A 15,660-nucleotide genomic window follows, 5' to 3' on the forward strand; every position below is an offset into this window, starting at 1 on the left:
AAAATGTGGAATATGGTCCGCGCCCCTACTACCTGATTGACCAGATGGAAGAGGGTGCCCTCAAGGACCAGCTGACCCAATGCATGGGGCAGGAAGGGCAAACGTCCTTGTTTTCAATCGGGCACCGGGGCGCGCCTTTGCAATTTCCAGAACATACTGTTGAGTCCAATGTTGCTGCTGCACGGATGGGTGCGGGTATCCTGGAATGTGACGTTACCTTTACCGAAGACCTGGAATTGGTATGTCGTCATGCGCAAAATGATTTGCACACCACCACGAATATCCTGACAAGCCCCTTGGCTGAGACTTGCGTGCAACCCTTTACGCCTGCCGATGGTGATACCGCAGCCTTGGCAGAATGCCGCACGTCCGAGATTACGCTGGCCGAGTACCGGACACTGACCCCGAAAATGGATGCGGCTGACACAACCGCGACTACGCCAGAAGCTTACCTGCAAGGCACAGCAAACTGGCGCACGGATCTTTATTCAGCAGCACCCGCAACGCTGATGACCCATGCAGAGTCGATCGCCCTTTTCCGGTCTCTGGGTGCGAAGTTTACACCAGAACTCAAGGCACCTTCCGTCGAGATGCCGTTCAACGGGTTTACCCAAGCCGACTATGCGCAAAAACTGGTCGATGAATACCAGGCAGCAGGTATTCCACCCTCCGATGTCTGGCTGCAGTCCTTCAATCTGGAAGACGTGCTGTATTGGATCGAAGCAGAGCCGGAATTTGGTGCGCAGGCAGTCTATCTGATGGATGAATACGACACCGAAGGCTATTCCCCGATGGATGCAGGCACCTGGCCAAACACCTTGGAAGAACTGAAATCGATGGGTGTGAACTACATCGCACCTCCGACATGGATGTTGGTGACCACATCTGCGGACGGGGACATCGTCCCGTCAGAGCTGGCTGTGCAAGCCAAAGTAGCAGGGCTTGAGATCATCACATGGACGATCGAGCGGTCTGGCCCGCTCAAGAACGGCGGCGGATGGTACTACCAGTCGATCTCGGATCTGACCACCAATGATGGTGTAATGTACGAATACATTGACGCCTTGGCGCAGGATGTTGGTGTTGTCGGTATATTCTCTGATTGGCCTGCAACGGTGACCTACTATGCAAACTGCATGGGGCTTGAATAGGCTCATTGGCTTCGCCTGATACAGTGGTCGTTCTCCCAAATATATCCCGCGGCCCTGTTAGCCCCTGCCCTTTCGGGCGGGGCGTTTGACTGCTTATTGATCTTCGAGTGTCAGCGTTACGCGCATCGCCCTGTAAACCGATTTGAAACGTGAAATGAAAAACTCTGTTACTCCCGATGCTATTATAATGCGAAGCGCTGCAAGATCCGACGTGGAACGAATTCTATCTATGGTGCGGGCACTGGCCCATCATCATGGGGATATTCCAGACGTCAGCGCAAAGACTCTGGAGCGTGATATCTTTGGAGAAATTCCTTGGATTTATGCCCTGATTGCAGAAGTTGATGGGAGAGTTGTGGGCTATGCTGCTCTCTGCCCGATGATAAAATTGGAGATGGGTGAGCGTGGCATTGATATGCACCACTTGTTTGTTGAAGCCGAGTTTCGGGGATCAGGCATTGGAAGGCGGTTGATCAATGCATCGATGGCCAAAGCACGCGAGCTAAATTGCGAATCTATGACGGTCGGAACACATCCCGACAACGCAAACGCCCAGGCCGTATATTTGGCCTGCGGCTTTGAACAAAGGCATAGTTTGACCCCGAGGTTCCGTATCTACCTTTAGGGATGGGCCCCTTCTGCCAAAATGGCGCGCAAAACCCACAAGAGCATGAAGAGCGGCAAGGGGATCAAAGCGTCAGTGTGACCCGGTCCCCTGCAAACCAGGTGCGACCGTATTCTACTGGCTTACCGATCGCACATGTATTGACACTTGACGATCTCAGCAGCGGATCGCCTTCGCCAACATTCAAAAGCAGCGCATGTGTTGCGGTAGCGCGAACTGCCGTCAGGCGGGTTGAGGCACGCGTATAGTCGTCGATACCGGCAATACTCAGCGCTCGGGTGACGCTACTTGTTTCTGTCAATGCCGCGGTAATTCCTGGGAGCCTCAGGATCGGGAACAGGCTTTCAAATACGGCAATTGGCTGACCATCTGCCAATGAAAGCCCATGATAGGCACAGACCGGACTGCCCGCCTCGATCTGCAACGCCTGAGCCTCGCCAATCGTCGCAGCGCGCTCGTCCAACGCGAGCATGCGCTTTTCGGGTCTGCGGCCCGCGGCAATCAGGTTTTCGTGGAACCGCACCCGATTGCCAATCGGATAGTCGGTCGGCGTGGCCGCGACAAAGGCCCCTGCACCGCGACGGGTGCGCACCAGCCCTTCCTCAACCAATACAGAAATCCCATGGCGCACCGTGTGGCGGTTCACGCCAAAGCGGTCTGCCAGCGCAGCCTCGGTCGGCAACTTGTCCCCCGGCGCATAACGTCCTTCGGCCAAATCGCTGCGCAATGCATTAGCGATGGCCTTCCAGATTGGGGTTTTGTCAGAACTGTCACGCAAATTTCACAAAACTCTTCTGTCATGAGGACATCAATATGATAAGATATGTATAGTTGTATAGGAAAGAGACAAGTTGTCGAGATGAAAGACACTGTGAGCGAAAATAATCCCCGCAAGGCGTGGATGGGTCTGCTGGCTAAAGCGCCCGAAGGCCGTGTGGCTACACTTTTGGATGCTGAAATATCGCGCCCTGCTTTTACGTGGCTGCGTGCACCAGAGATTGGCAGCACGATGGTCCGCGCGCGCGCTGGTGCCACCGGCGCACCCTTCAATCTGGGCGAGATGACGATTACCCGCTGCGCTTTGACGTTGGAAACCGGTGAAGTCGGGCACAGCTATATTCCAGGGCGTCGTAAAGCAGATGCCGAGGTCGCCGCTCTGGTCGATGCGCTTATGCAGACCGCAATGGCAAGTAGGCTGCGCGAGACGGTCCTTGAGCCTCTGGAGGCAGGTATGGCCACCATGAAAGCCGCCCGCGCGGCCAAGGCAGCCGCGACAAAGGTTGATTTCTTTACCATGACCCGAGGAGAAGACTGATGCAGGCAAACACCCTGTCCGGCGGCTTTGCTGATCCAGCCACCCAGTCAGCCCACGCCTTTCGTAGTGTGATGGAGGCCATGGCCCGCCCCGGCACCATTCAGGATATCGACGGGGCAGCACCCCCTGCCCCGCTGTCGCCCGCGATGGGTGCCGTTCTGCTGACACTCTGCGATACGGAAACACCGGTTTATCTGGCTGGCGACATGGATTGCGAAGCGGCGCGGGCGTGGCTGGCCTTTCACACAGGTGCCCCTTTTGTTGGCCCCGCGCAGTGCATGTTTGCGGTTGGCAAGTGGGACGCGCTCGCGCCGCTCGCGGTCTACCCGATCGGCACGTCCGAGTACCCTGACCGCTCGGCCACGCTTATCGTCGAGTGTTCCGAACTTGCGGCAGGCGCAACTTTGACGGGTCCCGGCATCAAGGATCAGGCAACGCTTTCTTTGCCAGAAGTGGAAGCGTTTCAGGCCAACCGAACCCTGTTCCCGCTGGGGCTGGATTTCATTTTCACTTGTGGCGAACGCCTCGCGGCTTTGCCCCGATCAACCGAAGTCTCACGCTCAAGTAGCGAAGCGATAGCGCAAGCAGGAGCATCCTGACATGTATGTAGCAGTCAAAGGCGGAGAGCGGGCAATCGAGAATGCCCATGCCTGGCTCGCGGAAGAACGCCGCGGTAACACGGATATCGCGGAGCTCAGCATTGCGCAAATCCGCGAGCAACTCAGTCTTGCCGTCAATCGCGTCATGGCAGAAGGGTCGCTTTATGATCCGGACCTTGCGGCACTTGCAATCAAGCAGGCGCGTGGCGATCTGATCGAAGCGATCTTCCTCATTCGCGCCTATCGCACCACTCTGCCGCGCTTTGGTGCGTCCGAGCCTGTCGATACCGGCATTATGGCCTGTGATAGACGCATCTCGGCCACGTTTAAGGACTTGCCAGGCGGGCAGGTTCTCGGGCCGACCTTTGATTACACGCACCGTTTGCTGGATTTCAAACTTGCCGCTGATGGCGAGGTGCCCAAGGCTCCGTCTCGTGACGCCGAGACGGGCAATGTCCCGCATGTCACTGAATTCCTGAACCGCGAAGGGCTGATTGAAGAGGCCCCCCATGACGATACGCCGCCCCCCGACCTGACCCGCGAACCACTGGAAATGCCCGCCGACCGCGCCCTGCGCCTGCAAGCGCTGACCCGAGCGGACGAAGGTTTTACCCTTGGCCTCGCCTATTCCACGCAGCGCGGCTACGGGCGCAACCATGCCTTTGTGGGCGAGCTACGGATCGGGTCGGTGCCGGTTGAGATGGACATCCCCGAACTGGGATTTGCCGTTGAGATCGGAGAAGTGATCCTGACCGAATGCGAGACGGTCAACCAATTCACCGGCTCGAAAACCGAGCCGCCGCAGTTCACGCGCGGCTATGGGCTGGTCTTTGGCCAGACCGAGCGCAAGGCAATCTCCATGGCCTTGGTCGATCGCGCGCTACGCTGGGAAGAATTGGGCGAGGATAACGTTGGTGCACCCGCACAGGACGCAGAATTCGTTTTGTATCACGCCGACAACATTCAGGCGACAGGGTTTCTAGAGCATATCAAACTGCCCCACTACGTCGATTTCCAGTCCGAGCTGGAACTGGTGCGCAAGCTCCGTCGAGAAGCGGGTGCGCAACAGGTGCAGGAGGCAGCGGAATGACCGAGTATAACTTCGCCTATTTGGACGAACAGACCAAGCGCATGATCCGCCGCGCAATCCTTAAGGGGCTTGCCATTCCCGGCTATCAGGTCCCTTTCGCCTCTCGTGAGATGCCAATGCCCTATGGCTGGGGAACAGGTGGCGTGCAGGTGTCGGCAGCGGTGCTGACGCCCAAGGACACGTTCAAGGTGATCGACCAAGGGGCCGATGACACCACAAACGCGGTTTCAATACGGACTTTCTTTCAACGCACTGCTGGAGTTGCGACGACCACTGCGACAAGTGATGCCACTGTGATTCAGACCCGGCACCGCATCCCCGAAGAGCCGCTGCACGAGGGTCAGATCCTTGTCTATCAGGTGCCGATCCCGGAACCGCTGCGCTTTCTCGAACCCCGTGAAAGCGAGACTCGCAAGATGCACAGCCTTGAAGAATATGGACTGATGCATGTGAAACTTTATGAGGATATCAGCCGCCACGGTCATATCGCAACCTCATATGCCTATCCGGTCAAGGTCGAGGGGCGCTATGTGATGGACCCCTCCCCGATCCCCAAATTCGATAATCCCAAACTGGGCGATATGGCCGCAATCCAGCTTTTTGGCGCAGGTCGCGAGCAACGTATTTATGCGCTGCCCCCATATACCCAAGTGGTCAGCCTCGACTTTGAGGATCATCCGTTTGAGGCGTCCAAGGCAGATCACCCCTGCGGGATGTGCGGTGCGACAGACAGCTATCTGGATGAGTTGATCATCGATGACTTAGGTGGGCGGATGTTTGTCTGCTCTGACACCGATTATTGCGAAGCTCGCCAGGCAACGGGCCACAAAGGAAAGGACGCAGCATGACACCTTTGCTTTCCGTTCAGGGCATCACCAAGCGATATGGTGCGCATATCGGTTGCGCCGATGTGTCTTTCGACCTCTATCCCGGTGAGGTTATGGGGATCGTTGGCGAAAGTGGGTCAGGTAAATCCACCTTGCTCAATTGCATGGCAGGGCATCTGACCCCCGATGCGGGACAGGTGGTGTTCGACACCCGCACGGACGGCCCCCGCGACACAATTACGATGTCGGAGCCGGAGCGGCGGATGCTCGGTCGCACCGATTGGGCTTTTGTCCACCAACACGCCCGCGACGGGCTGCGCATGGGCGTCAGCGCCGGCGGCAATGTAGGCGAGCGGTTGATGGCGGTGGGAGAGCGTCACTACGGCGATATCCGCGACAAGGCCACGGACTGGCTGGGGCGGGTCGAGATCGACGCGTCCCGTGTAGATGATAGACCCACAACCTTCTCTGGCGGGATGCAGCAACGCTTGCAGATAGCCCGCAACCTCGTCACGGGCCCGCGTCTGGTGTTCATGGATGAACCCACAGGCGGTCTTGATGTTTCGGTTCAGGCACGCCTGCTGGATCTACTGCGGGGTCTGGTGCGTGACATGGGGCTGTCGGCGATCATCGTAACCCATGACCTGGCTGTGGTGCGCCTGCTGGCGGACCGCCTGATGGTCATGAAATCAGGCCGCGTGGTCGAGGCGGGCCTGACAGATCAGGTACTGGACGATCCGCAGCACGCCTATAGCCAGCTTCTTGTCAGTTCCGTTTTACAGGTGTGAGCGATGATTGAACTCAAAAACGTATCCAAAACCTTTACCCTGCACAATCAGGGGAGTGCCGTGATCGAAGTGATCAGCGATGTGTCCTTCGCGGTTGCCCCCGGTGAATGCGTGGCGCTCACTGGGGCCTCTGGTGCTGGTAAATCCACGCTGATGCGGATGATCTACGGCAATTACCTGACGCAGGCAGGTGAAATTCGCATTGGCGGTTTGGACATCGTGAGGTCTGAGCCGCGCGACATCATCAAATTGCGCCGTGATGTGCTAGGCTATGTTAGCCAGTTTCTGCGTGTGGTTCCGCGCGTGCCAACGCTCGATGTGGTTGCTGAGCCACTGCGCGCTTTAGGAGTACCGGCAGACGAAGCGCAGGAGCGCGCATCGGCGCTTCTGACCCAATTAAACATCCCCGAAAGGCTGTGGTCCTTGTCTCCCACGACCTTCTCAGGCGGCGAGCAACAGCGGGTCAATATTGCACGTGGTTTTGCCCACAGCTACCCTGCGATGTTACTTGATGAACCCACCGCGAGCCTCGACGCTGCGAACCGCGAGGTGGTGCTCTCCTTGATCGAGGACGCCAAAGCGCGCGGCGCGGCCATCATCGGTATTTTCCATGATGAGGCGGCCCGTACTCACGTCTGTGATCGCGAAATTGATGTCGGCCGCTTTACCCCCGGAATGGCTGCATGACGCTTGCCTCAAAGTCTGGGGGACGCCTCATCGCGGTTGTCGGCCCATCGGGTGTTGGCAAGGACAGCGTGATGGCGGGCCTACACGGCGCAATAACCGATTTGCATCTGGTGCGCCGCGTCATCACACGTGCGCCCGACTTGGGCGGCGAGGACTACGATGCGGTGTCTGTACCACAATTTGAAGCCTTGGTTGAAGATGGGGCTTTTGCCGTGCATTGGCGCGCGCACGGGCTGCACTATGGCATTCCGATCACCGCCAAATACCAACTTGGCAAGGGCACCGATTGCCTTGTCAATTTCTCCCGCAAGGCTCTGACCCAAGCGGCCGAGATTTTCCCAAGCTTCGTCGTTCTCAACATCACCGCGAAACCGGAAACACTTGCGCAGCGTCTCGCCGCGCGGGCCCGTGAGACGGAAGAAGAGATCAGCAAACGCCTTGCCCAGGCTGACAAGCCCTTGCCGGCTGGGCTCAAGGTGATCAACCTCGCCAATGATGGCCCGCTGTCCCAGACCATCGCCCGGGGCGCGGCGCTGCTTCAGCCGGTGAGTTTGTAGCGATGGATCACCACGAACCGGCCGTCTTCCCGCTCACCGCACAAAGCGATTTGATCCAACACAAAAAGGCCAGACAGGTCAGGCAGATAACGCCGCACAGCGGCCAACCATACGGAGATGTCAGCCTGCGGCAGCCGCGCCGTCAGTGTCATGTGGAACCGAAACTCCTCCATCACGTAAGGATAGCCCCATTGCGCGAGCAGCGCCTCTTGCCGAGGGTTCAGACCGACTTTGCGGCGGCGTGCGCGTTCTGCCTCGGAAGCTGGGGCGCGAAATCGATCAAGCTCGCGCACACAGGCCCCAGCAACCCTGCGCACAGCTTGCATATCGTCTTGCGGTGTCAGCGCCAGAAAACCGCCCAAAGTCGTCAATTCCAATCCGTTGCATATGGCCGGCGCGAGGTTGACAGCAAGGTCAGATACGGCGGCTTCCAAAGCTCTCACATCTTGCCCTTCAGCCAGACGAAACGGCGGCTTCAAAGTCGCATGAAACCCGTATTTGCGCGGTGTCATCGTGATGTCACGCAAACCGCTCAAACTTGGCTGACGCGTCTCGCAGCCACGCACAACATCCCAACCAAGCCAGGACGCGCCGAAATCAGCCAAGGGCCCATTCGGCGGTACATAGTAAATTGCAAATCGAGAGTATGACATGAATTCCCCTTTTCCCACGTCCTCTTTGACAAAGGCTTGTGACAGCGATGTGTCAAGCGACCTATGTCTCGCCAATGCGCAGCTTGTGTTGGCAGATCAGGTACTCACTGGTGCGGTGACAATCGAAAATGGCGTCATTTGTGACATTACTGAAGGGGATCATGTCCCGACCGGTGCCATCGATTGTGCTGGTGATCTGGTTCTTCCCGGCCTTGTTGAACTGCATACGGACAATGTGGAACGCCATATCGAACCGCGCCCAGAAGTTGACTGGCCACATTTGCCCGCCCTGATCGCGCATGATGCAGAGCTCGCGTCCACGGGCATCACGACGGTGTTTGACGCCATGCGGGTGGGATCCATCCATAGCGGCAAGGGACGCTACATCGACTACGCCCGAAAGCTGGCGGATGAACTCTTGGCGGCGCGTGCACAAGGGTATTTCAAGATCAGTCATTTCCTCCATCTGCGGGCCGAAATCTGTTCAGAGACGCTGCTTGAGGAATTGGCGGCGTTCGGGGCGTCAGACAGGGTCGGCATCGTCAGCCTGATGGACCACACCCCGGGCCAGCGCCAGTTTCGCGATCTGACCGCGCTGAAAACATACGTCGCAAAGAAGCGCGGGATGAACGACGCAGAGTTTGCCGCGCATGTTGAAAACCTGTTGGGTCTGCAAAAACGCTTCGGGGCAAAGCACGAGGCGGGTGCAGTGCAAGAGGCCCGCCGCCTGGGTGCGGTTTTGGCCAGCCATGATGATACAACGGCCGATCATGTCGGAACCTCTGCGGTGAACGGCGTGGGTTTTGCCGAATTTCCCACAACGGTTGAGGCCGCAGCCGCCTGTAGGACCCACGGCATTGCCGTGATGATGGGTGCACCCAACCTGATCCGCGGCGGATCCCACTCCGGCAATGTTGCGGCGGAGGATCTCGCAAAAGCCGATCTTCTCGACATTGTCTCGTCAGACTACGTGCCCTCGGCGCTGCTTTTGTCAGCCTTCCGCCTTGCAGACATTTGGAATGATCTGCCCCGCGCTATTGCTACCGTGACCAGCAACCCCGCGCGCGCCGTGCGGCTGCATGACCGTGGTGCTTTGAAAACAGGATTGCGCGGTGATGTTCTGCGCGTGCGCAAAATCGGCGAAACGCCTCTGCTCCGCGGCGTCTGGAGCCAAGGCAACAAAGTTGGTTAAGGCTTTTGGAGTCTCGACCGCATACGTCACAAAGGTTTCATGAAACTGTAGCGCCATTGATACGCAGCCCCACTATTCATCCGAATGATTAAACCTGGAGGGTGCTATGAAACTGAAATCTCTTTTGCTGGGTGTAAGCCTTGCCGCTGTGTCTGCCTTTGCAGCGACAGCTGAAACCTGGAAACTTGCCGTCACAGATGTTGAAGGTATGGAACGCCTGCAACTGGAATGGGGCCCGTTTAAGGAGGCGCTTGAAGTGGCCACCGGCGACACATTCGAATTCTATGCAGTAAACTCGCGCACGGCTGCAGCCGAGGCGCTGCGCGGTGAGACCGTGGATTTCGTAGTCTCTGGACCTGCAGAATATGTGGTTATCAACAAGCTGACCAATGCTACGCCGCTGATCGGCCTCGGTCGCCCTGATTATCACTGTGCCATTATCGTGCGTGCTGACAGCGGCATCAACGTGCCTGCTGATCTGGTAGGCAAGTCGGTCGCCTTTGGCGATATCGGTTCGACCTCAAACATGCTTTGCCCGATGCAGGTACTCGCTGATCACGGCGTCGATCCGGTTAATGACATTGAGAAAATCCACACCTCGCGCAACATCGCCTTTGAGGCGTTGAACAACGGCGATATTGACGCGCTCGGCATGAATGCAGGCACTTTCATCGGCGTCCGCAATGGCCAAACGGAGCTGCCTTACGGTTTTTACAAGATGATTGCGCGCTCGGGCGACCTGCCCAATGACATGATCATGGTGGGTGCACATGTGCCAACCGAGGCTGCCGAAGCAGTGCGCGACGCGGTCCTTGGGAACAAGGCGCAGGTCATCGCAGGCATCACGGCTCACGAAGAAAACGACAAGTATGTCGGCATGGACCTCGTTGCGATTGAAGACAGCGCGTATGACTACGTCCGTTCGATGTACACGAATGCGGGATACCCTCAGTTCGACAATTTCATCGGTGACTGATCTTTTGCTGAGAAGTCCGGCGGCACCGCATGTGCTGACTGAGCAAACCGGGGCGGCCTTCGCCCCGGTTTCGCCCGTTGAAATCGAAGCCCGCGCCGTTTCCAAAACCTTTGGGGCAACGCCGATCTTTTCCGACGTGAGTTTCCGCCTCGCCCGCGGAGAGGCGACAGCACTTGTTGGTGCCAACGGCACTGGGAAATCGACCCTGCTGCGCTGCCTGATGGGGTTGATCCCAACCTCAGGTGGCACTGTGCATTTGCTGGGACAGCAGACGAATGAAATAGCCGGGCGAGAAATGCGCAACATTCGCGCGCAGGTCGGGCTGGTCTCTCAGAAGCACAACCTGGTGCCCCGACTGTCTGTGCTTTCAAATGTCTTGCACGGTCTTCTAGGCAAGTATCCCGGCATACGCCATTGGAGCCATTCGCTGGCCCCCCAATCCTCTCGGGAAACTGCCATGCAGGCTTTGGCACGCGTTGGCCTTGCTGATTTCGCCCATCGGCGCGCGGATCGGCTATCGGGCGGGCAGTCGCAACGCGTGGCCATTGCCCGCGCCATCGTCGGCGCGCCCAAGGTTCTCTTTGCGGATGAGCCTTGCGCGTCACTTGATCCAAGTGCAGGCGAAGACGTGATGGAGCTGTTCTTCCAACTCGTCCGCGACGAGAATGTGACGGTCGTCTTTACCTCGCACAACATTGAACATGCATTGAAATACGGCGACCGCGTGCTTGGCCTTGCGCAGGGGCGCATTCAACTTGATGCGACAGCACCCTCGCTGAGTTCCGCCGATCTGAGAGGTCTTTATGACTGATACTGCGTCTCCCAGGAATGAACGGGCCCGATTTGAGCTGACGCGGTTTGAGCGGCCCTCTGCCATCAGTTTTTTGGGCTATGTGCTTGGACTTGTTATCATCTTCTGGTGCCTTGCCGGTGCCGGCTTCTCGCTTGAAAAAGTAGCCAGCTCCCCACCCCGCTTTGCCGATTTTGCCGCGCGGGCCTTCCCGCCGAACCTTGACCCACAAGTGCTCTCGCGGCTGAGCTGGAAAATGGTCGAGACACTGCAAATTGCTGTTGCCGGTGCCGTGATCGGCGTAATCCTATCTGTTCCTGTCGCACTCTTGGCCGCAAAGGGGCTGATCGCCGGCCCATGGGTGAACCAAATTGTGCGGACGGGACTGAGTTTCATCCGTGCTGTACCTGACATCGCCTGGGCACTGGTTTTCGTTGTGGCCGTGGGCCTTGGTCCCTTCGCGGGCATGCTGGCCATCGTGATCGACACAATCGGCTTTTGCGGTCGCTTTTTCGCCGACGACATGGAAGCAACCGACAAAGGCCCCGCCGAGAGCCTAACAGCCACTGGTGCGCGGAAACTCGATGTTGTGGCCTGTGCCACGATCCCCGGCAGCCTGCCTGCTTTCATTTCCACCTCTCTCTTTGCCTTGGAGAAAGCCGTCCGGTCGTCGACTATCCTTGGCCTTGTCGGTGCGGGTGGGATCGGGATCGAGCTTAAAGTTGGCTTTGACCTTTTCGATTACCCCACAGCGATGACCGTGATCTTGATGATCGCAGTTGTTGTAATCGGGATCGAGCTCGTCAGCGGCTGGGCCCGTACCAAAATTATCGGAGAACAACGGTGAAATCGGATACGGCAGACCAGCATTGGAATGACCAATGGAAATCCATCGAAGAAGATAGCAAGTGGCTAACGCCCGAGAAGGACGTGCAAGACTGGGCGGCTGGTCTGGCACAAGGCGCACGCATTCTTGATTTGGGGGCGGGCGTGGGGCGTCACGCGCTTTGGCTGGCATCCCAGGGCTTTGACGTGATCGCGTTGGATGCAGCACCCGGCGGGTTGGCAGAGATTGAAAAGGCCGGTGGGGTGCAAACAGTTCTGGCCCGCATGGATGCCCTGCCGTTCAAGGATCACGCCTTTGACCACGTGCTCAGCTGGAACGTGATCTACCATGGCGACGAAGATATCTTGCTGCGCACAATTGCCGAAATTCGTCGCGTTCTGAAGCCCGGTGGCAGCTATATGGGCACCATGCTGTCCAAACGCCGCCTGCCGCATGAGCAGGCGAAATACACAGGTCGTGAAATCAGCCGCAACGCATGGGTTTTTGATGCGCCCGGTACGGACAAAATGCACCCGCACTACTTTTGCGCGGCGGCCGATCTGTTGGCCCTGTTTTCAGGTTTTGAATGCCTGAAGCTTGAGGACCGTGAACACGAAAAGCCGGGGTCTTTCCACTGGCATCTGACAATGGAACGACTTTGAATGATTACCTTTGAAGGCGCACAGGTCTACCTGCCCGGCGAGATCACTGAGACGACTGTTGCCATCAGCAATGGCAAGATCGTCGAATTAGGTGGCCCCGCACAAGGCGAGGTGATCGACGCACGTGGATTGATATTGGCCCCTGCCCTGATCGACGTACATGGCGATGCGTTCGAACGCCAGCTGATGCCCCGCCCAGGAGTTTTCTTCCCAACCGAAACGGCGCTCATCGACACTGACCGTCAACTTGCAACCAATGGGATAGCCACCGCTTATCACGCCATCACGCTGGGATGGGAGCCGGGGTTGCGCGATGTGGCACGCGGCCGCGAACTCATGCAAGCCATGCGCGATCTGGCCGCACGGCTGACAGTGGAAAACCGCGTGCAACTTCGGTGGGAAACCTTCGCATTCGAGGCATTGGACGTGATCGAATGGGCGCTTGCGGGGCCGCTATTGCCTTCTGTGGCATTCAATGACCACACGTCCATGACCATGCGGGCCTATGACATGCCAATCCAGGACCGCGCTTTTGAGCTGTCCCCGGATTTTTCAATCGCGTCGCTAGACGACGCGCGCATGAAAAAACGCACCGCTTCCAAAGCCCATCGCGCAGGGCTGAGCGAGGAAGACTATATCGCGCTCCTGGGCCACGTCTGGGATCGGCGCAGCGAGGTGCCCGACGCGATCGCATCGGTTGCACAGATGGCCCGTTCAGCGGGAGCGCCCATGCTAAGCCACGATGATACACGGGCGGAAACCCGCACCTATTTCCGCGAGCTTGGCGCAGGAGTGGCCGAATTTCCGATGGTGATTGAGGCGGCAGAAGCGGCCCGCAAAGGTGGTGATCCGATCATCTTTGGCGCGCCGAATGCCGCCCGTGGAGGCAGCCATATCGGCTCGCTCGGTGCAGGTGACATGGTGGAGGCCGGTCTGTGCGATGCGCTCGCTTCCGATTATTTCTACCCCGCCATGCTGGCCGCAATTGCCAAGCTTGACGCAGAGCGCCGTGCGGATCGGCTTGCGCTTTGGTCGCTCGTCTCATCTGGCCCCGCGCGGGCGATGGGTTTGCCCGACCGGGGCGACATCACTGTTGGCAAGCGCGCGGACCTTGTTCTGGTGGATTGGCCCGACGGCTCTGTCCCAGCCATTCAGGGGACATGGGTTGCGGGCCGCCCAGCCTATCGCGGTATACCGGCTGGATGAACCTGCCAAGACTGAACCGCGATTATCTTCCTGCCACTGGACTCGGCGTAACCCAGATCATGGGGTACGGGACGTTGATGTACGCCTATGCGGTGCTCTTACCAGAAATGGCCAATGATCTTGGACTGACCCTGTCAGAGGTATTCGGCGTTCTATCGCTGGGCCTTTTCTTTGGCGGCCTGGTCTCACCCATTGCCGGAAAACTGGTGGACCGCTGTGGCGGTCGCTGGGTGATGACACTGGGCTCGATCGTGGCCAGCCTTGCGCTGATGGCGATGAGCCAAATTGAAGGGCGGATCGGGTTGTTTGTGCTGATCCTGGTGGCCGAAGGCGCTGGCATGTTCGTGCTGTATAATGTGGCTTTTGCCAGTGTGGCGCGACTGGATCTAGGCGTTCTGCCGCAACGCTCAATTTCTGTCATCACGCTGTTTGGCGGGGTCGCCTCGACTATTTTCTGGCCGCTGACTCTCGCGCTGTTTAACCGGTACGGTTGGGAAACAACATGGGTGATCCTCGGCTTCAGTGCCTTGCTGATCTGCACACCGATCCACTTCTTTGTCTTGCGCGGGCCTGAACGCGAAGCCGATGCACCCAAGCCTGACAATGCGCCGGACTGGCCCGAACTGACTGGACACCTGCGCAAGCAGGCAATGCTGTGGATGGTCGTTTCTTTCATTTTTTCAGGCTACCTGATGGGCGCTGTTATGACACTTTGGGTGACCAATGTTCAGGACTTGGGCCATACGGCAGCCATGGCAGCCTTCGCCGGTGCCGTCATCGGCCCGTTCAAAACCGTGGGCCGGTTTTTTGAGATGTTGGTCAGTCGCAGCATGTACCCATTGGTGACCTATGCGCTTAGCCTCGGCCTGATGTTTTCTGGCTTTGTCGTCCTGTTGATCTTCGGATTTACGTTAACTGGACTACTGCTTGCGGCCGCACTTTACGGAATGGGCGACGGGATCAAAACCATCGCGCGCGGTACCCTGCCTTTGGCGCTATTCGGTACCAAAGGTTACGGTGCACGACTGGGGTGGATCTCCTTCGTGCAAATGGGGATCAACGCCTCCGCCCCTTTTGCTTTTGCATGGACCACACAAACCTACGGCGGCTGGTGGTCTTTTGCTGTCATGGCCCTGTGTCTTTGCTGTGCCATCGCTACCTATATGTTTATTCCCGACCCAAGGACCCACAGACATGACCCCGCTCAAAATAGGCGCCTGCCTGAAAACATCTGAGATTGCAGACCACCGCGATTGGCTGTTTGATGCCGCTCGCGATATCGAACTACAGGATTTCATGTCCCATGTCGCGCTAACCACCGGATTCGACGATCGCATTGCCGCCGCCAAGACGGCGCTTGATGGGCATACTGGACGCCTTGGCATTCATGGGCCCTTTGAAGGTCTGGATATCGACAACAAAGACTCGGAACTGCGCCCGATCATTACTGCGCGGTTCCTCAAAGCTCTCGAGGCCGCGGATCGGATCGGCGCGCGCCAGATGGTCCTGCATTCCCCTTACACGGCTTGGTATCAGAACAACATCTTCAGCTTTCCGGGCTACGCCGAAAGCAAGATTGGCCGCATCCATCAAATTCTAGACCCCGTCGTGCGCGCTGCCGAAGACATGGGCATCACTCTTGTGATCGAAAACATTCAGGACGTTCGCCCAGAAACACGTCGCGAGATGCTGGATAGCTTTGGCTCACAAGCAATC

19 protein-coding genes are annotated in these 15,660 nt (G+C 57.8%); 17 read left to right on the forward strand and 2 right to left on the reverse strand.

From position 1 onward, the window contains the following. Positions 1-44: 44 nt before the first annotated feature. Both ACSQ13_RS01630 and ACSQ13_RS01635 read left to right on the forward strand, forming a co-directional pair. A complete protein-coding gene (locus ACSQ13_RS01630) occupies positions 45-1,151 on the forward strand; it encodes a glycerophosphodiester phosphodiesterase family protein (RefSeq protein WP_295512946.1) in 1,107 nt (368 codons plus the stop codon). 211 nt (positions 1,152-1,362) lie between these two features. Beyond that, a complete protein-coding gene (locus ACSQ13_RS01635; RefSeq protein ID WP_295512883.1) occupies positions 1,363-1,776 on the forward strand; it encodes a GNAT family N-acetyltransferase in 414 nt (137 codons plus the stop codon). Between the two features lie 64 nt (positions 1,777-1,840). Here the strand turns inward: ACSQ13_RS01635 and phnF are convergent, their stop codons facing one another. Then, a complete protein-coding gene (phnF, locus tag ACSQ13_RS01640) occupies positions 1,841-2,554 on the reverse strand; it encodes a phosphonate metabolism transcriptional regulator PhnF (RefSeq protein ID WP_295512882.1) in 714 nt (237 codons plus the stop codon). 81 nt (positions 2,555-2,635) lie between these two features. Between phnF and phnG the strand changes: the two genes are divergently transcribed. From phnG to phnN, 7 genes are read left to right on the forward strand one after another with little or no spacing between them, the layout of a single operon-like run. Further along, complete coding sequence (gene phnG, locus ACSQ13_RS01645) at positions 2,636-3,091, forward strand: phosphonate C-P lyase system protein PhnG (RefSeq protein ID WP_295512881.1); 456 nt, start codon at positions 2,636-2,638, stop codon at positions 3,089-3,091. Next, entirely contained in the window at positions 3,091-3,690 is a 600-nt protein-coding gene (gene phnH / locus ACSQ13_RS01650; RefSeq protein WP_295512880.1) for a phosphonate C-P lyase system protein PhnH, read from the forward strand. The genes phnG and phnH overlap by 1 nt, the downstream gene beginning before the upstream one ends. Position 3,691: 1 nt before the next feature. Beyond that, positions 3,692-4,780 carry a carbon-phosphorus lyase complex subunit PhnI gene (locus ACSQ13_RS01655; RefSeq protein WP_097806283.1) on the forward strand — a complete coding sequence of 363 codons (1,089 nt, stop codon included), beginning with the start codon at positions 3,692-3,694 and terminating at the stop codon, positions 4,778-4,780. Beyond that, a complete protein-coding gene (locus tag ACSQ13_RS01660) occupies positions 4,777-5,628 on the forward strand; it encodes an alpha-D-ribose 1-methylphosphonate 5-phosphate C-P-lyase PhnJ (RefSeq protein ID WP_295512879.1) in 852 nt (283 codons plus the stop codon). Before ACSQ13_RS01655 ends, ACSQ13_RS01660 begins: the two co-directional genes overlap by 4 nt. Continuing rightward, entirely contained in the window at positions 5,625-6,395 is a 771-nt protein-coding gene (gene phnK / locus ACSQ13_RS01665) for a phosphonate C-P lyase system protein PhnK (RefSeq protein ID WP_187432124.1), read from the forward strand. The genes ACSQ13_RS01660 and phnK overlap by 4 nt, the downstream gene beginning before the upstream one ends. Positions 6,396-6,398: 3 nt before the next feature. Next, the gene (gene phnL / locus ACSQ13_RS01670) at positions 6,399-7,082 is read left to right on the forward strand and encodes a phosphonate C-P lyase system protein PhnL (protein WP_295512878.1); all 684 of its coding nucleotides are present in this window, start codon (positions 6,399-6,401) and stop codon (positions 7,080-7,082) included. After that, a complete protein-coding gene (gene phnN, locus ACSQ13_RS01675) occupies positions 7,079-7,639 on the forward strand; it encodes a phosphonate metabolism protein/1,5-bisphosphokinase (PRPP-forming) PhnN (protein WP_295512877.1) in 561 nt (186 codons plus the stop codon). The genes phnL and phnN overlap by 4 nt, the downstream gene beginning before the upstream one ends. Here the strand turns inward: phnN and ACSQ13_RS01680 are convergent. Then, positions 7,621-8,292 carry a DUF1045 domain-containing protein gene (locus ACSQ13_RS01680; RefSeq protein ID WP_295512876.1) on the reverse strand — a complete coding sequence of 224 codons (672 nt, stop codon included), beginning with the start codon at positions 8,290-8,292 and terminating at the stop codon, positions 7,621-7,623. The genes phnN and ACSQ13_RS01680 overlap by 19 nt on opposite strands. On the opposite strand from ACSQ13_RS01680, the gene ACSQ13_RS01685 reads away from it, so the two are divergent. The 8 genes from ACSQ13_RS01685 to ACSQ13_RS01720 form a co-directional block, all read left to right on the forward strand. Continuing rightward, on the forward strand, positions 8,291-9,484 hold the full coding sequence (locus tag ACSQ13_RS01685; protein ID WP_295512875.1) for an alpha-D-ribose 1-methylphosphonate 5-triphosphate diphosphatase: 1,194 nt from the start codon (positions 8,291-8,293) through the stop codon (positions 9,482-9,484). The two genes, ACSQ13_RS01680 and ACSQ13_RS01685, sit on opposite strands and share 2 nt — an antisense overlap. A 106-nt stretch (positions 9,485-9,590) precedes the next feature. Further along, positions 9,591-10,460: a phosphate/phosphite/phosphonate ABC transporter substrate-binding protein gene (locus ACSQ13_RS01690; protein WP_097806277.1), complete on the forward strand. Its 870-nt coding sequence runs from the start codon at positions 9,591-9,593 to the stop codon at positions 10,458-10,460. After that, positions 10,453-11,271, forward strand: coding sequence for a phosphonate ABC transporter ATP-binding protein (locus ACSQ13_RS01695; RefSeq protein WP_295512874.1), 819 nt, complete (start codon positions 10,453-10,455; stop codon positions 11,269-11,271). The genes ACSQ13_RS01690 and ACSQ13_RS01695 overlap by 8 nt, the downstream gene beginning before the upstream one ends. Then, the gene (gene phnE, locus ACSQ13_RS01700) at positions 11,264-12,097 is read left to right on the forward strand and encodes a phosphonate ABC transporter, permease protein PhnE (protein ID WP_295512873.1); all 834 of its coding nucleotides are present in this window, start codon (positions 11,264-11,266) and stop codon (positions 12,095-12,097) included. The genes ACSQ13_RS01695 and phnE overlap by 8 nt, the downstream gene beginning before the upstream one ends. Then, a complete protein-coding gene (locus tag ACSQ13_RS01705) occupies positions 12,094-12,738 on the forward strand; it encodes a class I SAM-dependent methyltransferase (RefSeq protein WP_295512872.1) in 645 nt (214 codons plus the stop codon). The genes phnE and ACSQ13_RS01705 overlap by 4 nt, the downstream gene beginning before the upstream one ends. Further along, positions 12,739-13,944, forward strand: coding sequence for an alpha-D-ribose 1-methylphosphonate 5-triphosphate diphosphatase (locus tag ACSQ13_RS01710; RefSeq protein ID WP_295512871.1), 1,206 nt, complete (start codon positions 12,739-12,741; stop codon positions 13,942-13,944). Next, the gene (locus tag ACSQ13_RS01715; protein ID WP_295512870.1) at positions 13,941-15,179 is read left to right on the forward strand and encodes an MFS transporter; all 1,239 of its coding nucleotides are present in this window, start codon (positions 13,941-13,943) and stop codon (positions 15,177-15,179) included. The genes ACSQ13_RS01710 and ACSQ13_RS01715 overlap by 4 nt, the downstream gene beginning before the upstream one ends. Continuing rightward, the coding region (locus ACSQ13_RS01720; RefSeq protein WP_435988098.1) for a TIM barrel protein at positions 15,139-15,660 on the forward strand (522 nt) is incomplete at its 3' end. The genes ACSQ13_RS01715 and ACSQ13_RS01720, both read left to right, overlap by 41 nt.

This window comes from Sulfitobacter sp. SH22 (genome assembly GCF_965641905.1).
Lineage (GTDB): Bacteria > Pseudomonadota > Alphaproteobacteria > Rhodobacterales > Rhodobacteraceae > Sulfitobacter.

Excerpts from the sequence above, each read along its gene's own strand:
- ACSQ13_RS01630 (WP_295512946.1), top strand. The coding sequence starts at position 45 with ATGGAAGAGGGTGCCCTCAAGGACCAGCTGACCCAATGCATGGGGCAG.
- phnG (WP_295512881.1), top strand. The coding sequence starts at position 2,636 with ATGAAAGACACTGTGAGCGAAAATAATCCCCGCAAGGCGTGGATGGGT.
- phnH (WP_295512880.1), top strand. The coding sequence starts at position 3,091 with ATGCAGGCAAACACCCTGTCCGGCGGCTTTGCTGATCCAGCCACCCAG.
- ACSQ13_RS01655 (WP_097806283.1), top strand. The coding sequence starts at position 3,692 with ATGTATGTAGCAGTCAAAGGCGGAGAGCGGGCAATCGAGAATGCCCAT.
- ACSQ13_RS01660 (WP_295512879.1), top strand. The coding sequence starts at position 4,777 with ATGACCGAGTATAACTTCGCCTATTTGGACGAACAGACCAAGCGCATG.
- phnK (WP_187432124.1), top strand. The coding sequence starts at position 5,625 with ATGACACCTTTGCTTTCCGTTCAGGGCATCACCAAGCGATATGGTGCG.
- phnL (WP_295512878.1), top strand. The coding sequence starts at position 6,399 with ATGATTGAACTCAAAAACGTATCCAAAACCTTTACCCTGCACAATCAG.
- phnN (WP_295512877.1), top strand. The coding sequence starts at position 7,079 with ATGACGCTTGCCTCAAAGTCTGGGGGACGCCTCATCGCGGTTGTCGGC.
- ACSQ13_RS01685 (WP_295512875.1), top strand. The coding sequence starts at position 8,291 with ATGAATTCCCCTTTTCCCACGTCCTCTTTGACAAAGGCTTGTGACAGC.
- ACSQ13_RS01680 (WP_295512876.1), bottom strand. The coding sequence starts at position 8,292 with ATGTCATACTCTCGATTTGCAATTTACTATGTACCGCCGAATGGGCCC.
- ACSQ13_RS01690 (WP_097806277.1), top strand. The coding sequence starts at position 9,591 with ATGAAACTGAAATCTCTTTTGCTGGGTGTAAGCCTTGCCGCTGTGTCT.
- phnE (WP_295512873.1), top strand. The coding sequence starts at position 11,264 with ATGACTGATACTGCGTCTCCCAGGAATGAACGGGCCCGATTTGAGCTG.
- ACSQ13_RS01710 (WP_295512871.1), top strand. The coding sequence starts at position 12,739 with ATGATTACCTTTGAAGGCGCACAGGTCTACCTGCCCGGCGAGATCACT.
- ACSQ13_RS01715 (WP_295512870.1), top strand. The coding sequence starts at position 13,941 with ATGAACCTGCCAAGACTGAACCGCGATTATCTTCCTGCCACTGGACTC.